Annotated in this window: 21 protein-coding genes and 1 pseudogene; 14 read left to right on the forward strand and 8 right to left on the reverse strand. The window is 65.7% G+C overall.

Going from position 1 to position 23,428, the window contains the following annotated elements:
- Positions 1 to 127 precede the first annotated feature (127 nt).
- From rpsD to IEV83_RS05070, 3 genes are all read right to left on the reverse strand, one after another.
- Positions 128 to 745: a 30S ribosomal protein S4 gene (rpsD, locus tag IEV83_RS05060; RefSeq protein ID WP_181758691.1), complete on the reverse strand. Its 618-nt coding sequence runs from the start codon at positions 743 to 745 to the stop codon at positions 128 to 130.
- Between the two features lie 232 nt (positions 746 to 977).
- Positions 978 to 1,763 carry a glutamate racemase gene (gene murI, locus IEV83_RS05065; protein WP_181758690.1) on the reverse strand — a complete coding sequence of 262 codons (786 nt, stop codon included), beginning with the start codon at positions 1,761 to 1,763 and terminating at the stop codon, positions 978 to 980.
- An 8-nt stretch (positions 1,764 to 1,771) separates the two neighbouring features.
- Positions 1,772 to 2,605: an RNA methyltransferase gene (locus IEV83_RS05070; RefSeq protein WP_181758689.1), complete on the reverse strand. Its 834-nt coding sequence runs from the start codon at positions 2,603 to 2,605 to the stop codon at positions 1,772 to 1,774.
- Positions 2,606 to 2,812: 207 nt separating this feature from the next.
- Between IEV83_RS05070 and IEV83_RS05075 the strand changes: the two genes are divergently transcribed.
- Complete coding sequence (locus IEV83_RS05075; RefSeq protein WP_181758688.1) at positions 2,813 to 3,382, forward strand: HdeD family acid-resistance protein; 570 nt, start codon at positions 2,813 to 2,815, stop codon at positions 3,380 to 3,382.
- Positions 3,383 to 3,385: 3 nt separating this feature from the next.
- Here IEV83_RS05075 and IEV83_RS05080 read toward each other — a convergent pair whose 3' ends face one another.
- Both IEV83_RS05080 and IEV83_RS05085 read right to left on the reverse strand, forming a co-directional pair.
- Positions 3,386 to 4,849: a sensor histidine kinase gene (locus IEV83_RS05080; protein WP_181758687.1), complete on the reverse strand. Its 1,464-nt coding sequence runs from the start codon at positions 4,847 to 4,849 to the stop codon at positions 3,386 to 3,388.
- 142 nt (positions 4,850 to 4,991) lie between these two features.
- Positions 4,992 to 5,528 (reverse strand): putative pterin-binding protein, encoded by a 537-nt coding sequence (locus IEV83_RS05085; protein ID WP_181758686.1) that lies wholly within the window; start codon positions 5,526 to 5,528, stop codon positions 4,992 to 4,994.
- A 337-nt stretch (positions 5,529 to 5,865) separates the two neighbouring features.
- On the opposite strand from IEV83_RS05085, the gene IEV83_RS05090 reads away from it, so the two are divergent.
- Together IEV83_RS05090 and IEV83_RS05095 are read left to right on the forward strand one after the other, a co-directional pair.
- Positions 5,866 to 7,080 carry an NADP-dependent isocitrate dehydrogenase gene (locus IEV83_RS05090; RefSeq protein ID WP_181758685.1) on the forward strand — a complete coding sequence of 405 codons (1,215 nt, stop codon included), beginning with the start codon at positions 5,866 to 5,868 and terminating at the stop codon, positions 7,078 to 7,080.
- A gap of 179 nt (positions 7,081 to 7,259) precedes the next feature.
- Positions 7,260 to 7,712: a hypothetical protein gene (locus IEV83_RS05095; protein WP_181758684.1), complete on the forward strand. Its 453-nt coding sequence runs from the start codon at positions 7,260 to 7,262 to the stop codon at positions 7,710 to 7,712.
- Between the two features lie 65 nt (positions 7,713 to 7,777).
- Here IEV83_RS05095 and IEV83_RS05100 read toward each other — a convergent pair whose 3' ends face one another.
- From IEV83_RS05100 to recA, 3 genes and pseudogenes are all read right to left on the reverse strand, one after another.
- Positions 7,778 to 9,121, reverse strand: coding sequence for a cyclic nucleotide-gated ion channel (locus IEV83_RS05100; protein WP_209002979.1), 1,344 nt, complete (start codon positions 9,119 to 9,121; stop codon positions 7,778 to 7,780).
- Between the two features lie 124 nt (positions 9,122 to 9,245).
- Positions 9,246 to 11,900, reverse strand: coding sequence for an alanine--tRNA ligase (alaS, locus tag IEV83_RS05105; RefSeq protein WP_181758683.1), 2,655 nt, complete (start codon positions 11,898 to 11,900; stop codon positions 9,246 to 9,248).
- 270 nt (positions 11,901 to 12,170) lie between these two features.
- Positions 12,171 to 13,192 (reverse strand): annotated as a pseudogene (gene recA, locus IEV83_RS05110) (recombinase RecA).
- Positions 13,193 to 13,520: 328 nt separating this feature from the next.
- On the opposite strand from recA, the gene IEV83_RS05115 reads away from it, so the two are divergent.
- From IEV83_RS05115 to IEV83_RS05165, 11 genes are all read left to right on the forward strand, one after another.
- A complete protein-coding gene (locus tag IEV83_RS05115) occupies positions 13,521 to 14,462 on the forward strand; it encodes a PfkB family carbohydrate kinase (protein ID WP_181758681.1) in 942 nt (313 codons plus the stop codon).
- Between the two features lie 84 nt (positions 14,463 to 14,546).
- The gene (locus IEV83_RS05120) at positions 14,547 to 15,479 is read left to right on the forward strand and encodes a pseudouridine-5'-phosphate glycosidase (RefSeq protein ID WP_181758680.1); all 933 of its coding nucleotides are present in this window, start codon (positions 14,547 to 14,549) and stop codon (positions 15,477 to 15,479) included.
- Positions 15,480 to 15,729: 250 nt separating this feature from the next.
- Positions 15,730 to 16,899: a cell surface protein gene (locus tag IEV83_RS05125; RefSeq protein WP_181758679.1), complete on the forward strand. Its 1,170-nt coding sequence runs from the start codon at positions 15,730 to 15,732 to the stop codon at positions 16,897 to 16,899.
- A 72-nt stretch (positions 16,900 to 16,971) separates the two neighbouring features.
- On the forward strand, positions 16,972 to 17,910 hold the full coding sequence (locus IEV83_RS05130; protein ID WP_181758678.1) for a DUF6384 family protein: 939 nt from the start codon (positions 16,972 to 16,974) through the stop codon (positions 17,908 to 17,910).
- A 22-nt stretch (positions 17,911 to 17,932) separates the two neighbouring features.
- Positions 17,933 to 19,375 (forward strand): coiled-coil domain-containing protein, encoded by a 1,443-nt coding sequence (locus IEV83_RS05135; protein WP_181758677.1) that lies wholly within the window; start codon positions 17,933 to 17,935, stop codon positions 19,373 to 19,375.
- A 28-nt stretch (positions 19,376 to 19,403) separates the two neighbouring features.
- Entirely contained in the window at positions 19,404 to 19,919 is a 516-nt protein-coding gene (locus IEV83_RS05140) for a DinB family protein (RefSeq protein WP_209002980.1), read from the forward strand.
- Between the two features lie 161 nt (positions 19,920 to 20,080).
- Complete coding sequence (locus IEV83_RS05145; RefSeq protein WP_209002981.1) at positions 20,081 to 20,569, forward strand: hypothetical protein; 489 nt, start codon at positions 20,081 to 20,083, stop codon at positions 20,567 to 20,569.
- 109 nt (positions 20,570 to 20,678) lie between these two features.
- The gene (locus IEV83_RS05150; RefSeq protein ID WP_181758676.1) at positions 20,679 to 21,290 is read left to right on the forward strand and encodes a CDP-alcohol phosphatidyltransferase family protein; all 612 of its coding nucleotides are present in this window, start codon (positions 20,679 to 20,681) and stop codon (positions 21,288 to 21,290) included.
- Positions 21,287 to 22,237, forward strand: coding sequence for a phosphatidate cytidylyltransferase (locus tag IEV83_RS05155; protein WP_181758675.1), 951 nt, complete (start codon positions 21,287 to 21,289; stop codon positions 22,235 to 22,237). Before IEV83_RS05150 ends, IEV83_RS05155 begins: the two co-directional genes overlap by 4 nt.
- A gap of 12 nt (positions 22,238 to 22,249) precedes the next feature.
- The gene (locus tag IEV83_RS05160) at positions 22,250 to 22,888 is read left to right on the forward strand and encodes a lysophospholipid acyltransferase family protein (RefSeq protein WP_181758674.1); all 639 of its coding nucleotides are present in this window, start codon (positions 22,250 to 22,252) and stop codon (positions 22,886 to 22,888) included.
- The gene (locus IEV83_RS05165) at positions 22,860 to 23,423 is read left to right on the forward strand and encodes a hypothetical protein (RefSeq protein ID WP_181758673.1); all 564 of its coding nucleotides are present in this window, start codon (positions 22,860 to 22,862) and stop codon (positions 23,421 to 23,423) included. The genes IEV83_RS05160 and IEV83_RS05165 overlap by 29 nt, the downstream gene beginning before the upstream one ends.
- Positions 23,424 to 23,428: the final 5 nt, after the last annotated feature.

Here is a 23,428-nt window from a genome sequence, read left to right on the forward strand (position 1 = left end):
GCAATCGGATACAAGGTCTCAAGGCTCGCCGCTTGCGCAGCCGGGGCCGAATAACAAGCAAAACAAAAAGGGCGCGCCACAGTGGCGCGCCCCTTGTTGTCTGTCCTGGCGTTTGCGCAGGAAAGTATCAGCGCGAGTAGAACTCGACGATCAGGTTCGGCTCCATCTGCACCGGGTACGGCACATCGGCGAGCTGCGGAACCTGCGTGAAGGTCGCGGTCATCTTGCTGTGGTCGGCAACCACGTAGTCCGGCACATCACGCTCGGCGAGCTGGACGGATTCCAGAACGATGGCGAGCTGCTTGGACTTCTCGCGGACCTCGATCACGTCGCCCGGCTTGCAACGGTAGCTGGCGATGTTCACCCGGCGGCCGTTGACCTTGACGTGGCCGTGGTTGATGAACTGACGCGCAGCGAAGACGGTCGGCACGAACTTGGCACGGTACACGACCGCGTCCAAGCGCCGCTCCAGAAGACCGATCAGGTTCTCGGAAGTGTCGCCCTTGAGACGCGCGGCTTCCACGTAGATCTTGTGGAACTGCTTCTCGGAGATGTTGCCGTAGTAGCCCTTGAGCTTCTGCTTGGCGCGCAGCTGGATGCCGAAGTCGGACAGCTTGCCCTTGCGGCGCTGGCCATGCTGGCCCGGGCCATATTCGCGGCGGTTGGCCGGAGATTTCGGACGACCCCAGATGTTTTCGCCCATCCGGCGGTCGATTTTGTACTTTACTCCGTGGCGCTTAGACATACGCGGTTCCTTTGGTGTGTCTTGTTTATCAAGGAAACACGCCCTCCTCTCTTCCGAATCTGGCCCAAGGCCATCCCGGAAGCGACAGAACCTTCGGCCAAACAGCGCCGGCAAAAGGTTCGCGGGGGTGTGCACATACACTGAAGCGGGCCAAAGCGGCCCGCCAAGCGAGCGCATCCCTAACCGAAAGCCCGGACCATGTCAAACCCGACAGGCGCCGTGCTTCCTCGTGTCAACGGTCCGAAAACCGCGCCGTCAGCCAGGTGAGATCCCGGCCCGAGCTCGCCAGCGCCAGATCCACCGGCGTCCCATCCGCCGACGCGGGTCCGCAGGCGCCTTCTTCGCCCAGTACCTCGGCGAGCCGACGGGCAATCGCCGGGGCGGGGTCGAGCCAGGTCACCGGCCAGGGCGCGATCCGCCGCAGCGCATCTTCAAGCAACGGAAAATGGGTGCAGGCGAGCACCACCACATCCGTTCTGGCGCCGTCCTTTTCCACGAAACAGGGGGCGATTTCGCGCAAGAGCGCAGCCTCGTCCAGCGGCTCGCCGGCGAGAAAGCGCTCCGCCAATCCGGCCAGATGCCGCGCCCCGACCAGAGTGATTGCCGTATCGGGCGCGAACCGGCGAATGAGATCGAAGGTATAGTCGCGTTTCACCGTCCCCGGGGTCGCCAGGACCGAGACAAGCCCGGTCCGCGTCACCTGCGCCGCCGGCTTGATCGCCGGAACGGTGCCGACCACCGGAATGGTCAGCGCCGCCCGAAGCGGCGACAACACCAGAGTGGAGGCGGTGTTGCAGGCGATCACCACCGCGCGCGGGTCATGCGCGGCCACCAGATCGCCGATGAGGGACCGGCAGCGCTCCACCAGCACCGGCTCGGCCAGATCGCCATAGGGAAAGGCGACATCATCGGCCGCATAGACAATCGGCAGTGAGGGCAGAAGTGCCCGGATCCGCCGGACAACGCTCAAGCCGCCGACGCCGCTGTCGAACACCAGAACAGGCGCGGCGCCGGTCATATCGCCGATCAGTCCGTCGCCGTGTCGCCAGTGTCGCCGGCGTCTGCCGCCTCGCCCCCATCATGCGGCCGGGTCGGGCGCCGTTCCAGGGCGGCGATCACCCCGCGCAAGGTCTTCACTTCCTGATCGGTCAGCGATGCCTTCTGAAAGATATTGCGCAAGTTGCGCACCATCGAGGGGCGCCGCTCGGGTGGGCGGAAGAAATTGACCCCGTCCAGCGCCCCTTCCAGATGCTCGAACAGGCGAATCAGATCGTCCTTGCTGGCCGGGGGATTGACCGTCTCGTCCAGCCGGAAGGGCAAGGCACCGGCATTGGCCTTCGTCCGCCATTCATAAGCGCAGACAAGCACCGCCTGGGCGATGTTGAGCGAGGCGAAATCCGGGTCCACCGGCAGGGTGACGATCTCGTTGGCAAGCGCCACCTCGTCATTGTTGAGGCCCCAGCGTTCCCGGCCGAACAGATAGCCGGTCGCAGCCCCGCGCGCACCATGGGCCACCAGTGTTTCCGCCGCCTCGTCCGGACCGCGCACCGGCTTTGCCACCTCGCGCATCCGCGCGGTCGTGGCGAAGACGAAGGAAAGATCGGCCACCGCCTCCTCGACCGTGTCGAACACCTTGACCGCGTCGATGACGTGGTCGGCCCGGCTCGCCGCCGCGCGCGCCTTCTCGCTCGGCCAGCCGTCGCGCGGGCGCACGATGCGCAGATCCCTGAGGCCGAAGTTGGCCATGGCACGGGCGGCCGTGCCGATGTTCTCGCCCAGTTGCGGTTCGCACAGGATGACGCAAGGGGGCAGGATGTCGGTGCTGCGGGCAGCCGGATCGATGTTGGCATTGCGTGTCATGGCGCGCAGATAGCCCATTGCCGGCGGAAATGCCAGAGGCCCCTTTCCTCACCGACCGCACCTTTCGGCAAAAAAGCAGACGATGACAAAAGAGAAATAAGTTGGCCTTATATATTTTCCGTTGAAACATCGGACCGGCTCGCGCGAGGGGCGGTCCTCCCTGCCGGTACGCCGGAACTCTTACGGTCTCAAGACGAGGATCCCGCCATGTCTGACACACCCAATCTTTCGGTCACGCAAACCGTTCGCGAAAAATGGGGCTGGTTCCTGGCCCTGGGCATTATGCTGGTGATCGGCGGCATGCTGATGATCACCCTGCCGCTCGCCAGTTCCATTGCCGTGACGCTGGTCATCGCCGCCGTTTTCGTCGTCGGCGGCATCCTGCAGATCTGGCACGCCTTCTCGGTCACCGGCTGGGGCGGCTTCATCTGGGACATCGCCACCGGCGCGATCGCTCTCGTCGGCGGCATTGCCGTCTACTTCAATCCGGTGGTGGGTGCCGCAGCGCTGACGCTCGTGGTTGCCGCCGTGCTGCTGGCCCAGGGCATCGCCCAGGTTCTTCTTTCCCTGAAGATCCGGCCGCATGATGGGTGGGGCTGGGTGCTGGCCGCCGGCATCATCTCCGCCATCGCCGGCCTGTGCATCTGGTTCGAATTCCCGACCTCGGCGGTCTGGGCCCTCGGCGTGCTGGCTGGCGCCTCGGTGCTGTTCAACGGCTGGAGCTTCATCGCCATTGCCCTGGCCGCCCGTGCGGCGGGCAAGCGCACCGCCTCCTGAGGCCTATCCGGCAGCGGTGGCGGTGACGGCCGATGACGTTTCCGCCACCTCCGGTTCCGGGGAAGCGCTACCAGCCAGATCGATGAAGAAATCCGAGCCTTCCCCCGGCTGGCTCGAAACGCCGATCCGCCAGCCGTGGCGATGGGCAATGGCGGCGCAAATCGCCAGCCCCATTCCGGTTCCGGCGAACTGATCGCGCGCATGCAGCCGGCGAAACGGCTCGAACACGTGGGTCTGGTGGCGCATGTCGAAGCCGATGCCGTTGTCGCGCACATGCATCTGGCGGGCGTGCCCCGCCTCGTCCTGCACGATTTCGACAGTCACGCGGGGCGTTTCCTCCGGACGGCAGAACTTCACCGCATTGCCGATGAGGTTCTGGAACAGCTGCTCGATGAACAGCGGATCGCCTTCGACCACCGCCTCGCCGCCGGTCACCGTCACCTGCGCACCGTGCTCACGGATCAGCTCCGACAGGTTCTCGCAAGCCCGCTCCACCGCCAGCCCCAGCGACACCCGCTCCCGGTCCATGGTCCGGTCCGAGGCCGCCGAATAGTCGAGCAGATTGGAAATCAGCGCCTTTGCCCGACCGGCAGAGGCCCGCATCACATTGGCCGCGTAGCCGATGGTCTCCTCGTCCTTGTCGGCCACCCCCTGAAGCAGCAGATCGCTGAACACGGTGATCTTGCGCACTGGCTCCTTGAGGTCATGCGAGGCGAGATTGTTGAACTGGCTGAGACGCTCGTTCGCCGCCCGCAACTCCGCATTGGCCCGGGCCAACTCCCCGGTGCGGGCGATCACGCGGCGCTCCAGCATCTGGTGCAGGCGCATCAGCCGGTTCTGATCTCGCAGGAGCAATCCCGCAACCGAGGCGCCAGCCACCAAAAGACCGATGATCAGGAAGGTCACCGTGTCGACGGTGCCGTTCAGCACATCCCGCTGATGCGCGGCCGCATCCAGTTGCAGCTTGTAGACCGCCGAGCGATAGCGCTCCAGCGCCGGCGACAGCTCTGTGAGGATATCCCGCAGCTCATGCGCGCGCTCCACATCACCTGTGCGAACCGCGGGAATCAGCCGTTCGGCGCGAGTCACCATATCGCTCATCTGCGTTGTCAGGGTTTCGAACCCGGACGCCACGGTGAGCTTCTCGCCGACAGGCCCTTCATTCAGCCGGGACGCGCGGCTCCAGAGGATATCGAAGCGGGAGGCGACCTCCAGGCCGTAGCTGGCCCCGCCGCCATGGACGATCAACGTATCGACCGAATGAAGCAGCCGCTGATACTCCACGACCAGCTGCGCGCTGTGCCAGATGAGGCTTTGGCGGAGTTCGGCGGAGTTGACGTCATATTGCTTGTTGAGCGTCGACACCACGACGAACAGCGAGCCCGTGATGATCGCAAGACCGACAAGCAGAAAGAAATAAAGGGTCCGAACCCATTTTACCCCGGTTTCCATCTCGCCCCCGTCCACCAGATAGAGATCCCGAGCCAGCTTGCGATCCGCGTGCCGCCGACAAAGAACTGGTCAGCGCGGACCGCAACCATCCGCGCCGCCATCCTCAGGCACAACCGAGCATACAGGCGAACAATGCCGTGCGAAAGGATCGGACGCCTCACGGCGGCGACCCGGCAAGCACCGAGATCGACCGCAACTGCCAGATCGCCCGGGCATAATAGAGTTCGGCCTGTAAGGCCTCCTGTTCCGACCAGGGATAGATCACCCGGACCGGTCCGCGCTCGCGCACGCCAATGGCCTTGCCGTCCGCGCGGATCGCCAGGATGACATCGAAGTCAGCGGCATCGGAAACGGGGATCATCACCTGATAGTCGTTGAGTGCCACGGCCTTCAGCGTCGCGCCTTGCATCCCGGCCCTGGCCAGCACATCGCGCAACAACGGACCCTCGAACACCACCGGACCATTGCTCCAGGGGGTTTCGGTCTCGATCCGCCTCAGCCCCAGCGCCTCAAGCTGCGACGCGGTGAAGGTAACCTGCGCGCCCTCACCCGCAGCCGTTTCCTCCAGGAGCGTCAGCACCACCGGCTCGGATGCGGTAGCCGCAGGCAGACCGCTCCACGCCAGAACGCCCAAAACCATGAGAAACACCGCAAGAAACCGACGCCACACGCCTCCCGTCACGATCGTCCGCATCTTCCAAACCTCCACCCTGATCGACCGTTCATCCGCTGAACGGCCCCAACATCCTACCTGCGGAGTATGTTCAATCCGTTTCGACCAGGACCAAAGTTCAACACAGTCATCGCCCGCGCACCATACGGAAGACACCCACTGCCTCTTTGCCCCATACCAGCGCCGACGAGCGGGCGGCGGAGCTTCTTCCCCCAATGCCTGACTTCCCGTTTCCTCGCCCCTTTGCTATAGGGGCCGCGCGGCTTTGACGGTCGGCCCGGTTTTGCGGCCGGCCCGGCCCGACGGTTTCGAGCGCATGAGGCGCGGGAGTTACCCAAAACGCGAGGTCATCTGCACTATGGCGAAAATCAAGGTTATCAATCCGGTTGTTGAGCTCGATGGCGACGAGATGACCCGGATCATCTGGAAGTTCATCAAAGACAAGCTAATTCACCCCTACCTCGATATTGATCTGAAATATTTCGACCTCGGCATCGAGAAGCGCGACGAAACCGACGACCAGATCACCGTCGATGCGGCCAATGCGATCAAGCAGTATGGCGTTGGCGTCAAATGCGCCACCATCACGCCGGACGAGGCACGCGTTGAGGAATTCGGCCTCAAGCGCATGTACCGCTCGCCGAACGGCACGATTCGCAACATCCTCGGCGGCGTGATCTTCCGCGAGCCGATCATCATGCAGAACGTCCCGCGTCTGGTGCCGGGCTGGACCCAGCCGATCATCGTCGGCCGTCACGCCTTTGGCGACCAGTACCGCGCCACCGACTTCCGCTTCCCCGGCAAGGGCAAGCTGACGGTCAAGTTCGTTGGCGAGGACGGCACCGAGATCGAACATGACGTGTTCGACGCCCCCTCCTCCGGCGTTGCCATGGCCATGTACAACCTCGACGATTCGATTCGCGACTTCGCCCGCGCTTCGATGAACTACGCGCTGATCCGCAAGGTTCCCTGCTACCTGTCGACCAAGAACACGATCCTCAAGGCCTATGACGGCCGCTTCAAGGATATCTTCCAGGAGATCTACGAGGCCGAGTTCAAGGAAAAGTTCGAAGCCGAGAAGATCTGGTACGAGCACCGCCTGATCGACGACATGGTCGCCTCCGCGCTGAAGTGGTCCGGCGGCTACGTCTGGGCCTGCAAGAACTACGACGGCGACGTGCAGTCCGATACCGTGGCCCAGGGCTTCGGTTCGCTCGGCCTGATGACCTCGGTCCTGATGTCGCCGGACGGCAAGACCGTCGAGGCGGAAGCCGCGCACGGCACCGTCACCCGGCACTACCGGATGCACCAGAAGGGCGAGGAGACCTCGACCAACCCGATCGCCTCGATCTTCGCCTGGACCCGTGGTCTTGCCCACCGCGCCAAGCTGGACGACACGCCGGAGCTGGCCAAGTTCGCCGAGACCCTGGAAAAGGTCTGCATCGACACCGTCGAAAGCGGCTTCATGACCAAGGATCTCGCCCTGCTCGTCGGCCCGGACCAGAAGTGGCTGACCACCAACGGCTTCCTCGACAAGATCGACGAGAACCTGCAGAAGGCCATGGCCGCCTGAGGCCAAACCTTTTCGCGTCGGACAACTGTCCGTCAAATCAGCGAAAGGCGCCCCATGGGCGCCTTTCGTCGTTTTCGACCCGTTTCTGCCGTCACCGGTTGCTTTTTTTCATCACAACCACTCGCCACGCTCGACCGATATTCTAAACTGCGGCGCGCCCACACCGACCGGAGGATCGAATGACCGCTGTTTCCGCTTCACCACTTGCGCGGCTTTTCCTGATCGTGACTGCGACGCTCCTGCTTCTGGGAATGGCGACCTTCGCGCAGGCCGCCTATGAGCCGGCGCGTGGCTCCCAGGAACGCAAGGATCTGATGAATGCGATCCGCCCGCTGATCGTGGCCCGTGTTGGCGCGCCGGTGGAGTTCGTTGTCAATCGCCTGCGCGTCTCCGGCCCCTGGGCCTTTGCGATTGTCTCGCCGCAGCGGCCCGGCGGTCGCCCGATCGATCTGTCCCGCACCCTCATGCGTGAACAGGCGGAATACATGGATGGAGGCTTGCGCACCTATGTGCTGCTGGCCAAGGCCTACAATCGCTGGAACATCGTCGACTACGCGATCGGGCCCACTGACGTCTTCTGGTACGGCGATCCGCTCTACTCCCAGCTTCCCGCCGGGCTCGTACCGCAATAATCGGGCGCCAAGGACCGAACCTCGCGGGCAGCGTCGATCCCTGACTGATTGATGGCTCGTCGGCGCTAGGCCTTGTCCGGCGTGTCTGAGGGGACCTGCGGCTGGGCGCCCGATGGGGCGTCATCCACCTCGGCATCAGTCTCCCCGTCGCCTTCCGCTCCGCCGCCCGGCTCCACGTCGAAAAGCTCCGGCTCGGTCAGACCCACACCGGCACCCGCGCCCTCTTCTTTCAGGGTTTCCACCACCTCGGCGGCACGGCTGACTTCCTCTTCGATAATATCGTCCGGCAGCGACCCCATGCGGGCGCGCTCCTGCACCTCATCGAGGATCTTGCGCGCCACGTCCGGCTGATTGCGCATCAGCCGATGCAGATCGTGCGCCTCCAGCACCATCAGCTGGGTTGCCTCCAGGGCGAAGACCGACGCCACCCGGCGACGACCGCCCAAGATCGCCATTTCGCCAAAGAAGTCCCCTTCCTCCAACCGCACCCGGCTTTGATCGAGCGCGACCTCCACCGCCCCCCGGGCAATGAAATACATACTGTCCGCTTCCGCGCCCTTGCGGGTGATGACCTGACCTGTGTCCACGGACAAGGCCCGCAAGAGCTTGGCGATCTCGGCGATTTCCGCCGCCTTCAGGTCTTCGAACAGCGGCACCCCCGCCACCATTCCCCAGGTCACCACGAAATCGCGGGAATGGATCTCACGGGCAAAGGCGGTGGCGACGATACCGATCGGCAGGGCGAACAGGCCATAGCCCATCAGCATCACCAGGCCGCCCAGAACCTTTCCCGGCGGCGTCACCGGCACCACGTCGCCATAGCCCACGGTCGTCAGTGTCGCCAGCGCCCACCACATGGCGCCGGGAATGGTGCCGAGCTTCTCCGGCTGCACGTGGCGCTCCACCAGATAAAGCCCGGTTGCCGCAACCAGGATCACGCCGAAGATGATCACCAGACTGGCGATCAGGGCGTGTCGTTCGCTTGCCACCGCACTGGCGAGAGAGCGCAGCGCCGGCGAATACCGCGCCAGCTTGAAGAACCGGGTCAGCCGCAGGACGATCAGGATCTTCAACTCGATCGTCGGCAGAAACAGCGCTAGAAGAAACGGCAGGATCGCCATCAGGTCGATGATGGCGGAAATCTGGCCGCAATAGCGCAGCCGCGCGCCGAGCGGCGTGAACCGCCGAAACGGCGGGTGCAGATCCGCCACCCATACCCGCGCTATATATTCGGCAAGGAACAGGACACCGGCGACGATCTCCAACAGATCGAACACCCCGCCCCACTCGTCATCCACCTCCGGCACCGTCTCCAGCACCGCCATCACCACCGTGCCGATGATGAAGAGCGCAAGGACACGGTTGACCCAGCGCCCTTGCGTATCGCCCGCCGCCCCAAGCTCCAACAAGCGGTAGGTATGCCGCTTGATCGCTGGCGTCCCATCAGGGGAAAAGCTGCGCCGGCGCTTTTTGGGGGCGCACTCGTTGGCCGGGTCCATCCGATCCAGGTCTGGACGGTCCGCGGCCATCGGCTCAGCCCTCGCCGAGGCTGGTGGCAATCGCCTCGATGGCAGCCTCCGCCTGTGAGGCATCCGAGCCGCCGGCCTGGGCCATGTCGGGACGTCCGCCGCCGCCACGCCCGCCGAGCGCCGCCGAGCCGAGCCGCACCAGATCGACCGCGCTGAAGCGCTCGGTCAGATCCGCAGTCACTGCCACGACGATCGCCGCCTTGTTCTCCTCGCCCTTGCTGATCAGGACGACCACGCCGGAGCCGAGCTGGGCCTTGGCCTCATCGGCCAGCCCCTTCAGGTCCTTCGGGTTGAGCCCTTCAACGACCCGCGCCAGGAGCTTCACCGACCCGACCTCGCGAATGCCGGCATCGCCGCCGCCCGTCCCGCCCATGGCGAGCTTCTTGCGGGTTTCCGCCAGTTCCCGTTCCAGCCGGCGCTTTTCCTCGACAAGCCCCGAGACCCGCTCGGTCACATCACCCGGCGCCACCTTGAGCACCCCAGCGAGATCGCGCAGCCGCATGTCCTGTTCGGCGAGATACTGGCGAGCTGCCCGCCCGGTCAGCGCCTCGATCCGGCGAACACCCGCCGCGACCGCACCTTCCGCAACAAGGGTCACCAAGCCAATATCACCGGTGCGGCGCACATGGGTGCCGCCGCACAGCTCCAGCGAATAGGTCTTGCCGGCCTTGGCACCTTGCGTTGCCCGGCCCATCGACACGACCCGCACTTCCTCGCCGTATTTTTCACCGAAGAGGGCCATGGCACCCTGCTCGATGGCATCGTCGACGCCCATCAGCCGGGTTTCGACCGGTGCGTTCTGCAGCACGATGTCGTTGGAGATGTCCTCGACCTTGCGCAGCTCCTCCACTGAGACCGGCATCGGATGGGAGAAGTCGAATCGCAACCGGTCTGGCGTCACCAGCGAGCCCTTCTGCGCCACATGGTCGCCCAGCACCTCGCGCAGGGCTTCATGCACCAGATGGGTCGCGGAATGATTGGCGCGGATCGCACTGCGGCGCGCGCCATCGACGGTGAGTTCCAGCGCCTGACCGATGGTCACCGCGCCCTCGTCAACCGTCACCTCGTGTACGAACAGGCCGTCGGCCCGCTTCTGGGTGTCGGTCACGCGCACCCGCACGCCATCCGCCGTCATGGTGCCGGTGTCGCCGACCTGTCCGCCGGATTCGCCATAGAACGGCGTCTGATTGAGCACGACGAAGCCCGTGTCCCCGGCCTTCAGCTCCATCACTTCCGCACCATCGCGCACCAGCGCGCCGACGACGCCTTCCAGCGCCTCGCTGTCATAGCCCAGGAAGTCGGTGGCGCCGAGCCGGTCCTTCAGCGTGAACCAGAGCGTGTCGGTCGCCGCCTCGCCGGAACCGCTCCAGGCGGCGCGCGCCTCGGCCCGCTGGCGTTCCATCGCCGCCTTGAACCCGTCGGTGTCCACGCCGATGCCCCGGGCCCGGAGCGCGTCCTGGGTCAGATCCAGCGGGAAGCCATAGGTGTCGTAGAGCTTGAAGGCGGTTTCGCCGCTGAACTCCGCGCCGCTGTCCAGACCCGCGCTCGCCTCGTCGAGCAGGCTGAGGCCGCGTTCCAGCGTGCGCCGGAACCGGGTTTCCTCCAGCTTCAGCGTCTCGCTGATCAGGCTCTCCGCCCGGGCAAGCTCCGGATAGGCCCGGCCCATCTCCCGCACCAGGGTCGGCACCAGCCGATACATCAGTGGCTCCTGCGCCCCCAGAAGATGGGCATGGCGCATCGCCCGGCGCATGATCCGCCGCAGCACATAGCCGCGCCCCTCGTTGGAGGGCAGAACGCCATCGGCGATCAGGAAGCTGGTGGAGCGCAGATGGTCGGCGATGATCCGGTGGCTCGATGCCCCGCCATTGGCGCCGGTGCCCACCACGTTTTCCGAGGCCGAGATCAGCGCCCGGAACAGGTCGATGTCATAGTTGTCATGCACGCCCTGCAGCACGGCGGCGATCCGCTCCAGCCCCATGCCCGTGTCGATCGACGGACGCGGCAGGTCGACCCGCTCGTCGGCAAGCTGCTCGTACTGCATGAACACGAGATTCCAGATCTCGATGAACCGGTCGCCATCCTCATCCGGCGAGCCCGGAGGGCCGCCGGGAATGTGCTCGCCGTGATCGTAGAAGATTTCCGAGCAGGGACCGCAGGGGCCGGTATCGCCCATCGCCCAGAAATTGTCGGAGGTGGCGATGCGGATGATCCGCTCCTCCGGCAGTCCGGCAATCTTCTTCCACAAGGAGAAGGCTTCGTCGTCATCCGCATAGACGGTGACCAGCAGCCGCTCGGCGGGAATGCCGTATTCCTTGGTGATCAGGTTCCAGGCCAGCTCGATCGCCCGGTCCTTGAAATAGTCGCCGAACGAGAAGTTGCCGAGCATCTCGAAGAAGGTGTGATGGCGGGCGGTGTAGCCCACATTGTCGAGATCATTGTGCTTGCCACCGGCCCGCACGCATTTCTGCGCCGAAACCGCCCGCGAATAGTCGCGCTTTTCAAGACCGGTGAAGACGTTCTTGAACGGCACCATGCCGGCGTTGGTGAACATCAAGGTTGGGTCGTTGCGCGGCACAAGCGGACCGGAGGCCACAGGTTCGTGCCCGTTCCTGGCGAAATAGTCGAGGAACGCCGACCGGATTTCGTTTACACCGCTCATCAAGTAGCCACCCATCATGTTGCGCGCGTCCGATTGGCACACATGGGCGAAAACGCCAGCCGCCGCGCGCGATATTGCATCGTGCGCCGCTTTTATCTTCGCCCCGGGGAACTGTCCAGCATAGCGGCGGCCCAGCCTCTCTGCTGGCAAGCTCTTACCGTCTCCCTGCAACGTCCCGCTTCGAGTGCCGCCCCTCATACATGAATGGCCCGGAACGCGGGCAGCGCTCCGGGCCATTCTACATGCAAACCGGCTCCCTGTCGGGCCGGGTTAGCTGTCGTCGCCCGCGCCGCCGGCCGGATCGGTGATCCGCTCGGCGATCAGCCCGGCGTTCTGCCGCACCGCCAGTTCGATCTCCTCGGCAACCGCCGGGTTGTCGCGCAGGAACTGCTTGGCGTTCTCCCGCCCCTGGCCGAGCCGCTGGCTGTTGTAGGAGAACCAGGCGCCGGATTTCTCGACGATCCCGCCCTTGACGCCAAGGTCGATCAGCTCGCCCATCTTCGACACGCCTTCGCCGTAGATGATGTCGAACTCGACCTGCTTGAACGGCGGCGCCAGCTTGTTCTTGACCACCTTCACCCGGGTCTGGTTGCCAACCACCTCGTCCCGGTCCTTGATCGCGCCGATGCGGCGGATATCGAGACGCACGGAGGCATAGAACTTCAGCGCGTTGCCGCCGGTGGTCGTCTCCGGCGAGCCATGCAGTTCGACCGGGAGATCGACGCGGTCAGTTTGCGCAGCGCCTGGCTCATCAGCCGCGCCTGCAGGCCGGGCAGCGAATCGCCCATCTCGCCATCCAGCTCGGCCTTCGGCGTCAGGGCCGCCACCGAATCGACCACCAGCACGTCGATGGCCCCGGAGCGCACCAGCGTGTCGGCGATTTCCAGCGCCTGCTCGCCCGCATCCGGCTGGGAGATCAAAAGATCGTCGATGCTGACGCCGAGCTTGCGCGCATAGACCGGATCAAGCGCGTGCTCCGCATCGATAAAGGCGCAAATACCGCCCTTCTTCTGGGCCTCGGCCACCGTGTGCAGGGCGAGTGTCGTCTTGCCGGAGGATTCCGGCCCGTAGATCTCGACGATCCGGCCACGCGGCAACCCGCCGACGCCCAGCGCGATATCGAGCCCGAGCGACCCGGTCGGTACGGTCTGCACCTCGACCACCTGACCTTGCCCCATCTTCATGATCGAGCCTTTGCCAAAGGCCCGTTCGATCTGGGAAAGGGCGGCGTCCAGCGCCTTTGTTTTGTCCATTTGAATGCCTTCGACCAAGCGGAGAGAATTTTGCGCCATCGCACGTGCCCTTTTTATTCCACGCCGCAGCCGGCGATTCAAACCACGCTTTTGTACCTCATTTGTTCCATCTCGGCAAGCCGACACACCCATCTGATATGATTAGACTATTCCAACCCTGTTCAATGAATGTTCCGCACCACCCTGAAAAATCTTACGTAGCGGTAATTTTTCATCCTTGGCCGTCCGCGCGGGAATCGCCCCCCCCCGAGATCGCCCTGCAGCCGGTACGCGCTGCCTCTCCATTTCCCCCTACCCCATTCCGTGCGACAAGGAGGCTCCCGCACTATGGCACGCGCCTGCCCGCTTCCTTTCGGACCTTTTCGCCATGCCCGACTTTCGCTCCGGCCGTCCCTCTATCGCCCTCATCGGCGCCATTCATCTTGACACCATCGCCCATGCCGCCGTGCCGATCCGACGCGAGACCTCCACCCCGGCCCGGTTCGTCAGCCGCCCCGGCGGGGTTGCGACAAATGTCGCCCGGGCGCTGGCGCGGCTCGACATCGCTTGCGCGCTTGCCGGTGTGGTCGGCGACGATGCGGCGGGGGCGCAGCTCTGCACGGAGCTGGCCGCGCAAGGACTGGACATGAGCGCGGTGCGCCGGCTTCAAGGCCGGGCGACCGGCCGCTACCTGGCCCTGCATGACCCGGATGGATCGCTGGCCGCCGCCGTGGTGGATGGCGAGATCACCGAGACCCTGCCGGCGGAGGCCTTCACGCCGCTGCCCACGGTCCTCACCGAGGCGACGGTCTGGTTCCTGGACACCAACCTGCCACCAGCGACCCTGACCCGGTTGGCGCAGGACGCAGGAGGGCGCCGCCGCCTTGTCGCCGATGCGGTGTCGCAAGCCAAGGCGCCCCGCCTTGCCGCGATCCTGCCTCGGCTCGATCTTCTGTTCTGCAATCGGGCGGAAGCGGCGGCGCTGCTGGCGCTGGACACCTGTCCCTCCGCCGACGACCTTGCCGCCGACGACCTTGCCGCCGCGCTTCTGGAAAGGGGCGTTGCCGCCTGCTGCGTCAGCGATGGCGGCGCGCCTCTGACCCTTGCCGACAACACCGGCATTCGCCGGCTGGATGTGCCGCACGTGACGGTACGCGATGTCACCGGCGCCGGCGACGCGCTGATCGCCGGCACCCTTGCCGGCCTGCACCATGACAGGAGCCTTGACGCGGCCGCCCGAGCGGGCCTTGCCGCCGCCGCACTGACCCTGTCGGCGGAAGGCGCTGCCCCCGACAGCTTGAACTGGCGGGCGATCTCGGGCGAGGACTGATGGCTCGACGGGGACCGGTGCCCCACCTATAAGCGCCGAAACGGGCCAGACGACGCTGGCCGAAATGACGGGAGACGGGATCGGATGAGCGAGACACACAGCGCGGGCGCCGCGCCGCTGGCAATGACCGAGGAAGTCCGCGATGCCCTGGCCGAGGGCCGGCCGGTCGTCGCACTGGAATCGACCATCATCACCCATGGCATGCCCTGGCCGCGCAACGCCGAGACCGCCCGGGCGGTGGAAGCGGACATCCGCGCCGGCGGCGCGATCCCCGCGACCATTGCCGCCATGGACGGCCTGTTGCATATCGGTCTCTCCGACGGCGCGCTGGAGCGGCTCGCCCGCAGCACCGAGGCGATGAAGTGCTCCCGCGCCGATCTTGCGGTCGCCTTGACGAGCAAGCGGATCGGCTCCACCACCGTGGCGGCCACCATGATGGCCGCCGATGCCGCCGGCATCCGCGTTTTCGCCACCGGTGGCATCGGCGGGGTCCATCGCGGCGCCGAGCTCAATTTCGACGTCTCCGCCGATCTCGAAGAACTGGGCCGCACCCCGGTCTGCGTCGTCGCCGCCGGCGCCAAGGCGCTGCTCGACCTGCCCAAGACGCTGGAAGTTCTGGAGACCCGGGGCGTGCCGGTGATCGGCTTCGGCACCGATGTGTTCCCCGCCTTCTGGTCGCGCGACAGCGGCCTTGCCGCCCCCTTGCGCCTCGACAGCGCCGGAGAGATTGCCAGCCTGTTGTCCATGCGCCGGCGCCTGGACGGTCATGGCGGGGTGCTGGTCGCCAACCCGGTGCCGCGGGAGGCGGAAATCCCCGCTGCAGAAATGGCATCGGTGATCGAGACGGCCCTGCATCAGGCGGAGCGGCGCGGCATCACCGGCAAGGCGGTAACGCCCTTCGTGCTGTCGCTGATCTTCGACCTGACCAAGGGGCGAAGCCTAGAAACCAATATCGCCCTGGTGCGCAACAACGCCCGGCTGGCTGCCGCCATTGCCGTGGCCGACACGGCCGGTTGAACCCTCGGAGCAACGCGACCATTCGGCGTGTCTCAACCGTGTAACTGGCGGCGGATATGTGCTTAACTCGTACCCTGTCAGGCTCCCTCGTCGGTCTCCGGGCACCGACGCCAGGCGGCCGGTTCCATGTCCATGCGGCTTGGAACCGGGAACGGCAATAACCACATCGGGGCAGCGGGGCGAAGCCTTTCCCGCACAGCACCGGGTGACACAGGGCCGCCCCGGCGGCGCAAACGACAGAGGACGGATAATGGCGGACACCGCGCTTTCCCCGATGCAGTATCTGGACAGGGCCGTCGGTGCCCTGCGCGACATGGGCCTGATGCCGAACGGCACCGCCGAGGCGCCGATCAACGCACTGCTGGAGCAGATTTCCGACCTGTCGCCGGACAAGATCGCCGTCATCACCCGTACGCTCGGTCAGGCGCAGACCTTCAACGAGGTGGTGCGCAACGAGATCCAGGCCATGTCCATCGGCGAGCGCTACGAGGCCATCACCGAGGCCTTCAATTCGATCCGCGACGACGCCAAGAGCATGGTCGACCAGCTTGCCGACGGAAAGATCTCCTTCATGGAGAACCTGTCGAACAAATGGCGCGACATGACACGGGGCACCGTGTCCGACCGATTTGGCAAGATCCGCGACACCTATCAGGATGTCGCCCGGGACACCAAGGACCAGATCGAGCGCGAGATCCGCATCCTCGAAGCCTATCGCGATTTTCGCGGCGCGCTGAAACAGGCCGAGGTGCTGGCGCTGGAGGTGCTGCGCACGGCGACCGACAAGCTCGACAGCGCCAAGGCGGCGCTGGAGGCGGCCAATGGCGAGGTCGAGGCCTATGCTGGCAAGGAACCGGCGGAGAAGGCCCGGCTGGAGCTGCAGCGTGACGAGCGCATGCGTGCCATGCAAGACGAGGAAAAGCGGTTCCAGATCGCCAAGGATCTCGCCGACAACCTGACCATCGGTTACAACACCTCCGAAGTGATCATGGCCCGCCTGATGCAGACGACCAATGCCAAGGAACGGGTCTACTCCCAGGCGGTCAGTTTCTTCTCCACCAATGATTCGGTGCTCACCGCGCTCAATGCCTCCTTCACCGGACTGCAGGGGCTGCATGAATCCACCGAAACGCTCAACGCCATGAAGGACGGGGTGTCCAAGTCGCTGGAGACCCTCGCCGAGATCGGCGACGCGGTGCAGGAAGCCGCGCTGAAGGCCGGCTACGGCCCGACCGTGCAGGCCGCCGCCGTGAAGAAGCTGGTGGATTCGGTCATCACCTTCCAGATGAACTCTCGCGAGATCATCGACGAGATGCGCGTGATGGCCACCAAGAACTCCGAGGAGATCCGCGACGCCGTGGAAGATGGCAAGCGACGCCTGGCCAAGCTGGCCGCCGAAGGCAACGCACTCGGCGCCTGAGGCGCCTTGGGGCCCGGACCATCCCGGTCCGGCCTCCCCTTCTCGCACCGGGATTGAACGGGAGCCTTGCCCATGCCTGCCGACGCCACCGCGTCAAAGCCGCCGCTCGATGACCTGATGATGGCCATGGATGTCGTGGACACCCTGCGCCACGACGAACGCATCGCCGTCAAGGAGCTGGGCGACGATCTGCGCGACGAACAGATGGTCGAGCGCCTGCGCCAGATCTATAAGAGCCAGGGCATTGAGGTCCCCGACCGGATGCTCCGGGAGGGCGTGCAGAACCTCAGGCAAAACCGTTTCGTCTACAGCCCGCCCGCCGTCGGGTTCCAGCGAACCCTGGCGCTGATCTATGTCACCCGGGCGCGCTGGTCGAAATGGCTGGGCATCCTCCTGCTGCTGGCAGTTGCCGCCGTCCTTGCCTGGCGCTTCCTCGTGGTCCTGCCACGTGAACGGGCGGCAGAGGCCCTGCGGATTGAACTGACCGAGACCCTGCCGGCCGATTTCGCCGCGCTGCCGGCGCGCATCGCCGGGATCGCCACCGTGCCGGAAGCCACCGCCCGCGCCGAGGAACTGGCCGCGACCGGCCTTGCCGCGCTTGCGGCCAACAACGCGGAGGCGGCGCGCAAGGCCCGCGCCGATCTCATGGCGCTGGAAGCCCAGTTGCTGCAGACCTTCGACGTGCGCATCGTCTCGCGCCCGGGCACGCCCACCGGCGTCACCCGCATTCCCCAGGCGAACCGCAGCGCTCAGAACTACTACCTCATCGTCGAGGCGATCGGCCCGGACGGCACCGCGCTGCCGCGCGAGATCCGCTCGGAAGAGGACGGCAAGACCGAACGGGTCGATATCTGGGGGCAGCGGGTGCCGAAGGCCACCTTCGACGCGGTGCGCGCCGACAAGCAGCGGGACGGCATCGTCCAGGACGCAGTGCTGGGCAGCAAGGCCCGCGGCAAGCTCGACATCGACTGGCAGAAGCCGGTCGACGCCGGCGCGATCACCACATGGTAACGGATAGGGCCGGACGAACAGCATGATCAGTGGACGCCAGACCCTGGGATCCATCGAACGCTCGCTTGCCGAGGTGCGGCAGGAGGAGGCGGAGCGCAAGGCCCGTGTCGAACAGGCCATGCGCGACATCAACGAGTTGCGCAGCGCGGAACTCGATGCCTATCGCGAGTTGGCCCGGTTCCGCCTGCGCGGCGGCGGCGACGGAATGTTCGGGCGACGCATCGACAGCGACGAGGCCCAGGCAAAGGCACGGCTGGAACAGCGGGAACTCGCTCTTTCCGCCCTGCGCTCCCAGCGCAACGCCCTGAACAGCGACATGGCCGCGCTGGTCGACAAGCGCCGGCGGCTCGCCCGTGAGCGCGATGCGGCCGGCGACCGGCTCGATGCGATCCTCGATCAGGTGGATGACAGGCTCGCCCAAGATCCGGCCTATCGCGCACAGCAGGAGGCGGCCGAGGCCGCCCGCGCCACCGCCGAGGCCGCCCAGGCCAAGGCCACCCAGGCCGCCGCCGACCGTCAGGAAAAAGGCGCCGCCTACGAGGCGGACCGGCTGTTCATATACCTGTGGCAACGAGGCTTCGGCACACCGGACTACCGTTCCACCGGTCTGATCCGGATGCTCGACAGATGGGTCGCCCGGCTGGTGCGCTTCGACGATGCCCGGCCGAACTACGCCATGTTGTGCGAGATTCCCGAACGGCTGAAGGCCTATGCCGCCGACCGCGAGGCGGAAGCCGTGGCGGAAGAGGCGAAGTTGGGCGCCATGTCCCGCAGCGCCGCTGCCGAGCTTGCCGGCGAGGATCTCGCCGCCGCCGTCGAACGCGCCGAGCAGGAACTGGCCGCAACCGCTGCCGAGCTGGAGGCGCTCGAAACGGAACAGGCGGAATTGGCAACCCGCGAACAGCCCTTTATCGCCGGTGAAGATGCGGATTTCCGGGCGGCGGAAGAAGCGCTCCTGCGCTCCCTGCGCTCAGAGGAGCTGAGCACCTTGTGGCAGGAAGCCCTGGCCACCCCTTCGCCCAAGGACGAAGCGATCGTTCGCCGCTTGCGCGATCTCGATAAGCGGATCGGCGCCATCGGCCCGCAAATCGAGGCGGACCAGGCGGAGTTGCGCGACATCGGCCGACGCCGGGAGGAACTGGTCAAGGTCGCCCAGCGCTTCCGCAAGAAACACTATGACAACTGGGATTCGTCCTTCGAGAATAACGATCTTGCCGGCGTGCTGATCGATGAACTGGCAAAAGGCGTGCTTTCCGGCGCCGACTACTGGGCGCGCACGGAAAAGTCCCATCGGCGGCGCAGGCGGCGCGGTGGCGCCATCGGCTTTCCCGGCGGCGTCGGCCTGCCCGGCTCCATGGGCGGCACTTTCCCTGGCGGCGGGTCCGATGGCGGCTTCGGTGGTGGCGGCTTCGACAGCGGCGACAGTTTCGGTGGCGGCGGCTTTGAGACCGGCGACAGGTTCTGACGCTGCGAGGACGGCAATGAGAGACGACATGATGACGGATCTGCGCGGCATCCGGGCCATGGCGCTGTACAATCGCTGGATGAACGAACGGCTCTACGCCCTGTGCGCGGACCTTGGCGACGACGCCCGCAAGGCCGACCGGGGCGCGTTCTTTGGCTCGATCCACGCCACGCTCGATCACATCCTGCTCGGCGACCGCGTGTGGATGGGGCGTTTCACCGGCCGCAGCTATCAGGTTGTGCCGATCGGCACCGAGCTCTACGCCGATTTCGACGCATTGCGCGCGGCGCGGGCGGAGATGGACGCCGATATTCTCGCCTTCGCCAAGGGGCTCACCAGGGACTGGCTTGCCGGGGACCTCACCTGGACCAGCGGCCTTGATGGCATCTCCCGGACACGGCCTTGCTGGCTGCTGGTCACCCATCTGTTCAACCACCAGACCCACCACCGGGGACAGGTCACCACGCTGTTGTCGCAGCTCGGAATCGACCCGGGGCCAACGGACCTGCCGTGGATGGAAGGCTTCGATACAGCCAGGTTGTAACCTCGCGCCTTGTCGTCGGCGCGCTCCAAGGATACGGATGCGCCCGCACGCAAGGTTTGTTAACCTCGCGCCGACAACATGACACGCCCTCTGGCGGACAGGGCCGCAACGCCTGGACGCCCTCCCCGATCTACCGGCGTTTTCGGTTAAGGATTGACGATATGCTACGCTTGATGGTTCTGCTCGCCGCCGCGCTTGCCCTCGCCGCCTGCCAGTCGGGTCGCCGGGCTCCGGCCCCTGTGACACCGCAACAGGCGGTGCTGACCGTGCCCGCCGGTGCCCAGTCCATCACGGTCCGGGCCAATCCGGATGTGGTGCGCCAGACCATTGTTGCCAATGCCACCCAGCGCGGCACGCCGATTGCCCAGAACCAGCCCAATATGGTGGTGCTGGAGCGTACGGTGAGCGATCCGATCCCGGCGCTGGACAAGGAGTTCGGCCCCTCCAACAACGGTGTGCGCAAGTTCCGCATCCGCGTGCGCTTCCAGGGCGAGGCCTGCAAGACCCTGGTGGTGCAGGACGTGTTCGTCATCAACAACGCCGGCACCGCGCTGGAGCAGGTCTTCAGCCTCACCCAGCCGCAGTACAACAACCGGGACAGCCTCGTGGGGCTGAAGGCCAAGGCCGAAAGCGCCGCGACCTGCCTCTGATCCCGTCACGGCGGGCCGGCCGTACCTCGCCCGCCTCCCCCGATTGCCCCAGACAAGCGGTTCGGCCACCATCGGCCGGACCGCTTCTTTTTCGGATACCCCATTTCAGATGGCCTCGATCTATCAACTCAAGAGCCGCTTTCAGGATCTGCTGCGCCCGCTGGTCGGATGGATGGCCGGACGCGGCATCACCGCCAATCAGGTCACCGTGTCGGCCATTGTCCTCAGCGCCCTCGGCGGAGGTGCCCTCACCCTGTGGCCCGAGGCCGGCTGGCCGTTTCTGCTCTTGCCGGTGATCCTGTTCCTGCGCATGGCGCTGAACGCCATCGACGGCATGCTGGCGCGCGAGCATGACATGCGCTCCGCCCTCGGCGCCGTGCTCAACGAACTGGGCGACGTGGTCTCCGATCTCTGCCTCTACCTGCCCTTCGCCCTGCTGGCCGGCGCCTCGCCCGCGCTGGTGATCGGTATTTGCCTGCTGGCGGTGATCGGCGAGATGACCGGGGTGATCGGCGTGCAGATCGGCGCCAGCCGGCGCTATGACGGGCCGATGGGCAAGAGCGACCGTGCGGTGGTCTTCGGCACCCTCGGCGTTCTTATCGGCTTTGGCCTTGGCAGTGCCACGGTGCTCAACGTCATTCTCGCGCTAACCCTGGTGCTTGCGGCCGTGACGGTGCTCAACCGGGCCCGCATGGCCCTGCGCGAGGTGGCTACATCATGAGCGAAATGATGACCGCTCTTCAGCCGCTGCATCTGGCGCTGCTCGGCATCTGGGGCCTGTTGATCGCCGCCAGCCTGCTGGTCTGGGCGCTTGCCCGCAGCCGTCCGGACAAGGACTATTCGGAGCTGGTGCAGCGGACCCAGAGCTGGTGGGGGATGATCGCCATCTTCACCGCCGCCTTCCTGCTCAGCCGCACCCTGTCGATCATCGTCTTCGCGCTGGTCAGTTTCCTGGCGCTGAAGGAGTATTTCTCCATGATCCCGACCCGGCGCGCCGACCGTCGGGTGCTGTTCTGGGCCTATATGGCGATTCCCTTGCAATACTACTGGGTCGCCGATGGCTGGTACGGCATGTTCACCGTGTTCATCCCGGTCTACATGTTCCTGTTCCTGCCCTTCGCCATGCTGCTGTCGCAGCAGACCGACGGCTTTCTCAAGGCGGTGGGCACCCTCAACTGGGGCCTGATGCTCTGCGTCTTCGCCATCAGCCACGCGGCCTTCCTCCTGGTGCTGCCACTGCCCGGCGCGGCGGAAGGCAGCGCCAGCGGCGCGGGGCTTCTGCTGTTCCTGGTGTTCCTCACCCAGTTCAACGACGTGGCGCAATACACCTGGGGCAAGCTGTTCGGCCGGCACAAGATCGTTCCCGTGGTCAGTCCGAAAAAGACCTGGGAAGGCTTTCTCGGCGGTCTGGCGACCACCACCCTGCTTGCCGTGCTGGTGGCGCCACTGGTCACCCCCTTCAGCCTCTTGCATGCGGCCATCGCCGGTGCGCTGATCGCCGCCGCCGGCTTCATCGGCGATGTCACCGTCTCGGCGGTCAAGCGCGACCTCGGCGTCAAGGACACCGGCGCGCTGATCCCCGGCCATGGCGGCATCATGGACCGGATCGACAGCCTGACCTTCACCGCTCCGCTGTTCTTCCACTTCACCCGCTATTTCTACACCTGAGCTGGCCTCCGGATGACCCGCTGTCTGCAGTACCTCTTCTTCCTGGCGGTGCGTCTCGCCGTCACCCTGCTGCTTGGCCTCAACATTCGCCGGCGGGAGCTGTTGCCGAAGGACGGGCCGGCGATCATCGTCGCCAACCACAACAGCCACCTCGACACGCTGGTGCTGATGTGCCTGATGCCGCTGTCAAAGATTGCCCGGGTGCGCCCGGTCGCCGCCGCCGACTATTTCATGCGTACCCGCTGGCTCGCCTGGTTTTCCACTCGCATTCTCGGCATCATTCCCATCGACCGCAGCGGCGCGGCCCGCAGCCGCGACCCGCTCGCCCCCTGCCATGAGGCGCTGGAGCGCGGCGAGATCCTGATCCTCTTTCCCGAAGGCACGCGCGGGCAGCCGGAGGAGATGGCCACGCTGAAAAAGGGCGTGGCCTTCCTGGCGGCCAAAGCGCCCGAGGTCCCGGTGGTCCCGGTCTTCACCCATGGACTGGGCAAGGCGCTGCCGAAGGGCTCCTTCCTGCTGGTGCCGTTCTTCTGCGATATCTTCGTCGGCGCCCCGATCCACTGGCCGGGCAGCCGGCCGGACTTCATGACGCAACTGAACGCCGCCTTCGAGACCCTGTCCCGTGAAAAGACCTTCGCCCCCTGGGAATAGGCTCGCCTTTCTCGCGGCGGCCCTGTGGGGCTTCGCCGAGGCGACCGTCCTGTTCACCGTTCCGGATGTGCTTCTGAGCTTCCTGGCCCAGACCTCGCTCCGCCGCGCACTTGTGGCAAGCCTGTGGACCGTGGTTGGCGCCTGCACCGGCGGCGCAGTGCTCTACACGCTCGCGCTCTCCCATCCTGACGCGGCCGATGCGTTCCTGCTCAAGGTCCCGGGGGTTTTTCCCGAGCTGATTGCCCGCGCCAGCGTCCTCCTGGACAGCGGACTTCTCCCGGGCCTTGTCACGGGATCGCTCACCGGCGTGCCCTACAAGACCTTCGCGGTCGAGGCGGCACGGTCGGAAACGCCGCTGGCGCTCTTTCTGCTCGCCAGCCTGCCCGCCCGCCTGCTGCGCTTCACACTCTCCTGCCTGGCAAGCTGGCTGGTTTTCGCAACACTGCTGGCGGGCCTATCCCTATGGACGCGGCGCGTGCTGCTCGCCGCTTTCTGGATCGTTTTCTACACGGCCTACTACGCCGGTTTGGGGTGAAGGCA

This window comes from Stappia taiwanensis (genome assembly GCF_014635285.1).
In the GTDB taxonomy this organism is placed as follows: Bacteria; Pseudomonadota; Alphaproteobacteria; order Rhizobiales; family Stappiaceae; genus Stappia; species Stappia taiwanensis.

Bases quoted from the DNA above. Each gene is read 5' to 3' on its own strand.
- rpsD (WP_181758691.1), bottom strand. From the start codon at position 745: ATGTCTAAGCGCCACGGAGTAAAGTACAAAATCGACCGCCGGATGGGC.
- murI (WP_181758690.1), bottom strand. From the start codon at position 1,763: ATGACCGGCGCCGCGCCTGTTCTGGTGTTCGACAGCGGCGTCGGCGGC.
- IEV83_RS05070 (WP_181758689.1), bottom strand. From the start codon at position 2,605: ATGACACGCAATGCCAACATCGATCCGGCTGCCCGCAGCACCGACATC.
- IEV83_RS05075 (WP_181758688.1), top strand. From the start codon at position 2,813: ATGTCTGACACACCCAATCTTTCGGTCACGCAAACCGTTCGCGAAAAA.
- IEV83_RS05085 (WP_181758686.1), bottom strand. From the start codon at position 5,528: ATGCGGACGATCGTGACGGGAGGCGTGTGGCGTCGGTTTCTTGCGGTG.
- IEV83_RS05090 (WP_181758685.1), top strand. From the start codon at position 5,866: ATGGCGAAAATCAAGGTTATCAATCCGGTTGTTGAGCTCGATGGCGAC.
- IEV83_RS05095 (WP_181758684.1), top strand. From the start codon at position 7,260: ATGACCGCTGTTTCCGCTTCACCACTTGCGCGGCTTTTCCTGATCGTG.
- alaS (WP_181758683.1), bottom strand. From the start codon at position 11,900: ATGAGCGGTGTAAACGAAATCCGGTCGGCGTTCCTCGACTATTTCGCC.
- IEV83_RS05115 (WP_181758681.1), top strand. From the start codon at position 13,521: ATGCCCGACTTTCGCTCCGGCCGTCCCTCTATCGCCCTCATCGGCGCC.
- IEV83_RS05120 (WP_181758680.1), top strand. From the start codon at position 14,547: ATGAGCGAGACACACAGCGCGGGCGCCGCGCCGCTGGCAATGACCGAG.
- IEV83_RS05125 (WP_181758679.1), top strand. From the start codon at position 15,730: ATGGCGGACACCGCGCTTTCCCCGATGCAGTATCTGGACAGGGCCGTC.
- IEV83_RS05130 (WP_181758678.1), top strand. From the start codon at position 16,972: ATGCCTGCCGACGCCACCGCGTCAAAGCCGCCGCTCGATGACCTGATG.
- IEV83_RS05135 (WP_181758677.1), top strand. From the start codon at position 17,933: ATGATCAGTGGACGCCAGACCCTGGGATCCATCGAACGCTCGCTTGCC.
- IEV83_RS05140 (WP_209002980.1), top strand. From the start codon at position 19,404: ATGATGACGGATCTGCGCGGCATCCGGGCCATGGCGCTGTACAATCGC.
- IEV83_RS05145 (WP_209002981.1), top strand. From the start codon at position 20,081: ATGCTACGCTTGATGGTTCTGCTCGCCGCCGCGCTTGCCCTCGCCGCC.
- IEV83_RS05150 (WP_181758676.1), top strand. From the start codon at position 20,679: ATGGCCTCGATCTATCAACTCAAGAGCCGCTTTCAGGATCTGCTGCGC.
- IEV83_RS05155 (WP_181758675.1), top strand. From the start codon at position 21,287: ATGAGCGAAATGATGACCGCTCTTCAGCCGCTGCATCTGGCGCTGCTC.
- IEV83_RS05160 (WP_181758674.1), top strand. From the start codon at position 22,250: ATGACCCGCTGTCTGCAGTACCTCTTCTTCCTGGCGGTGCGTCTCGCC.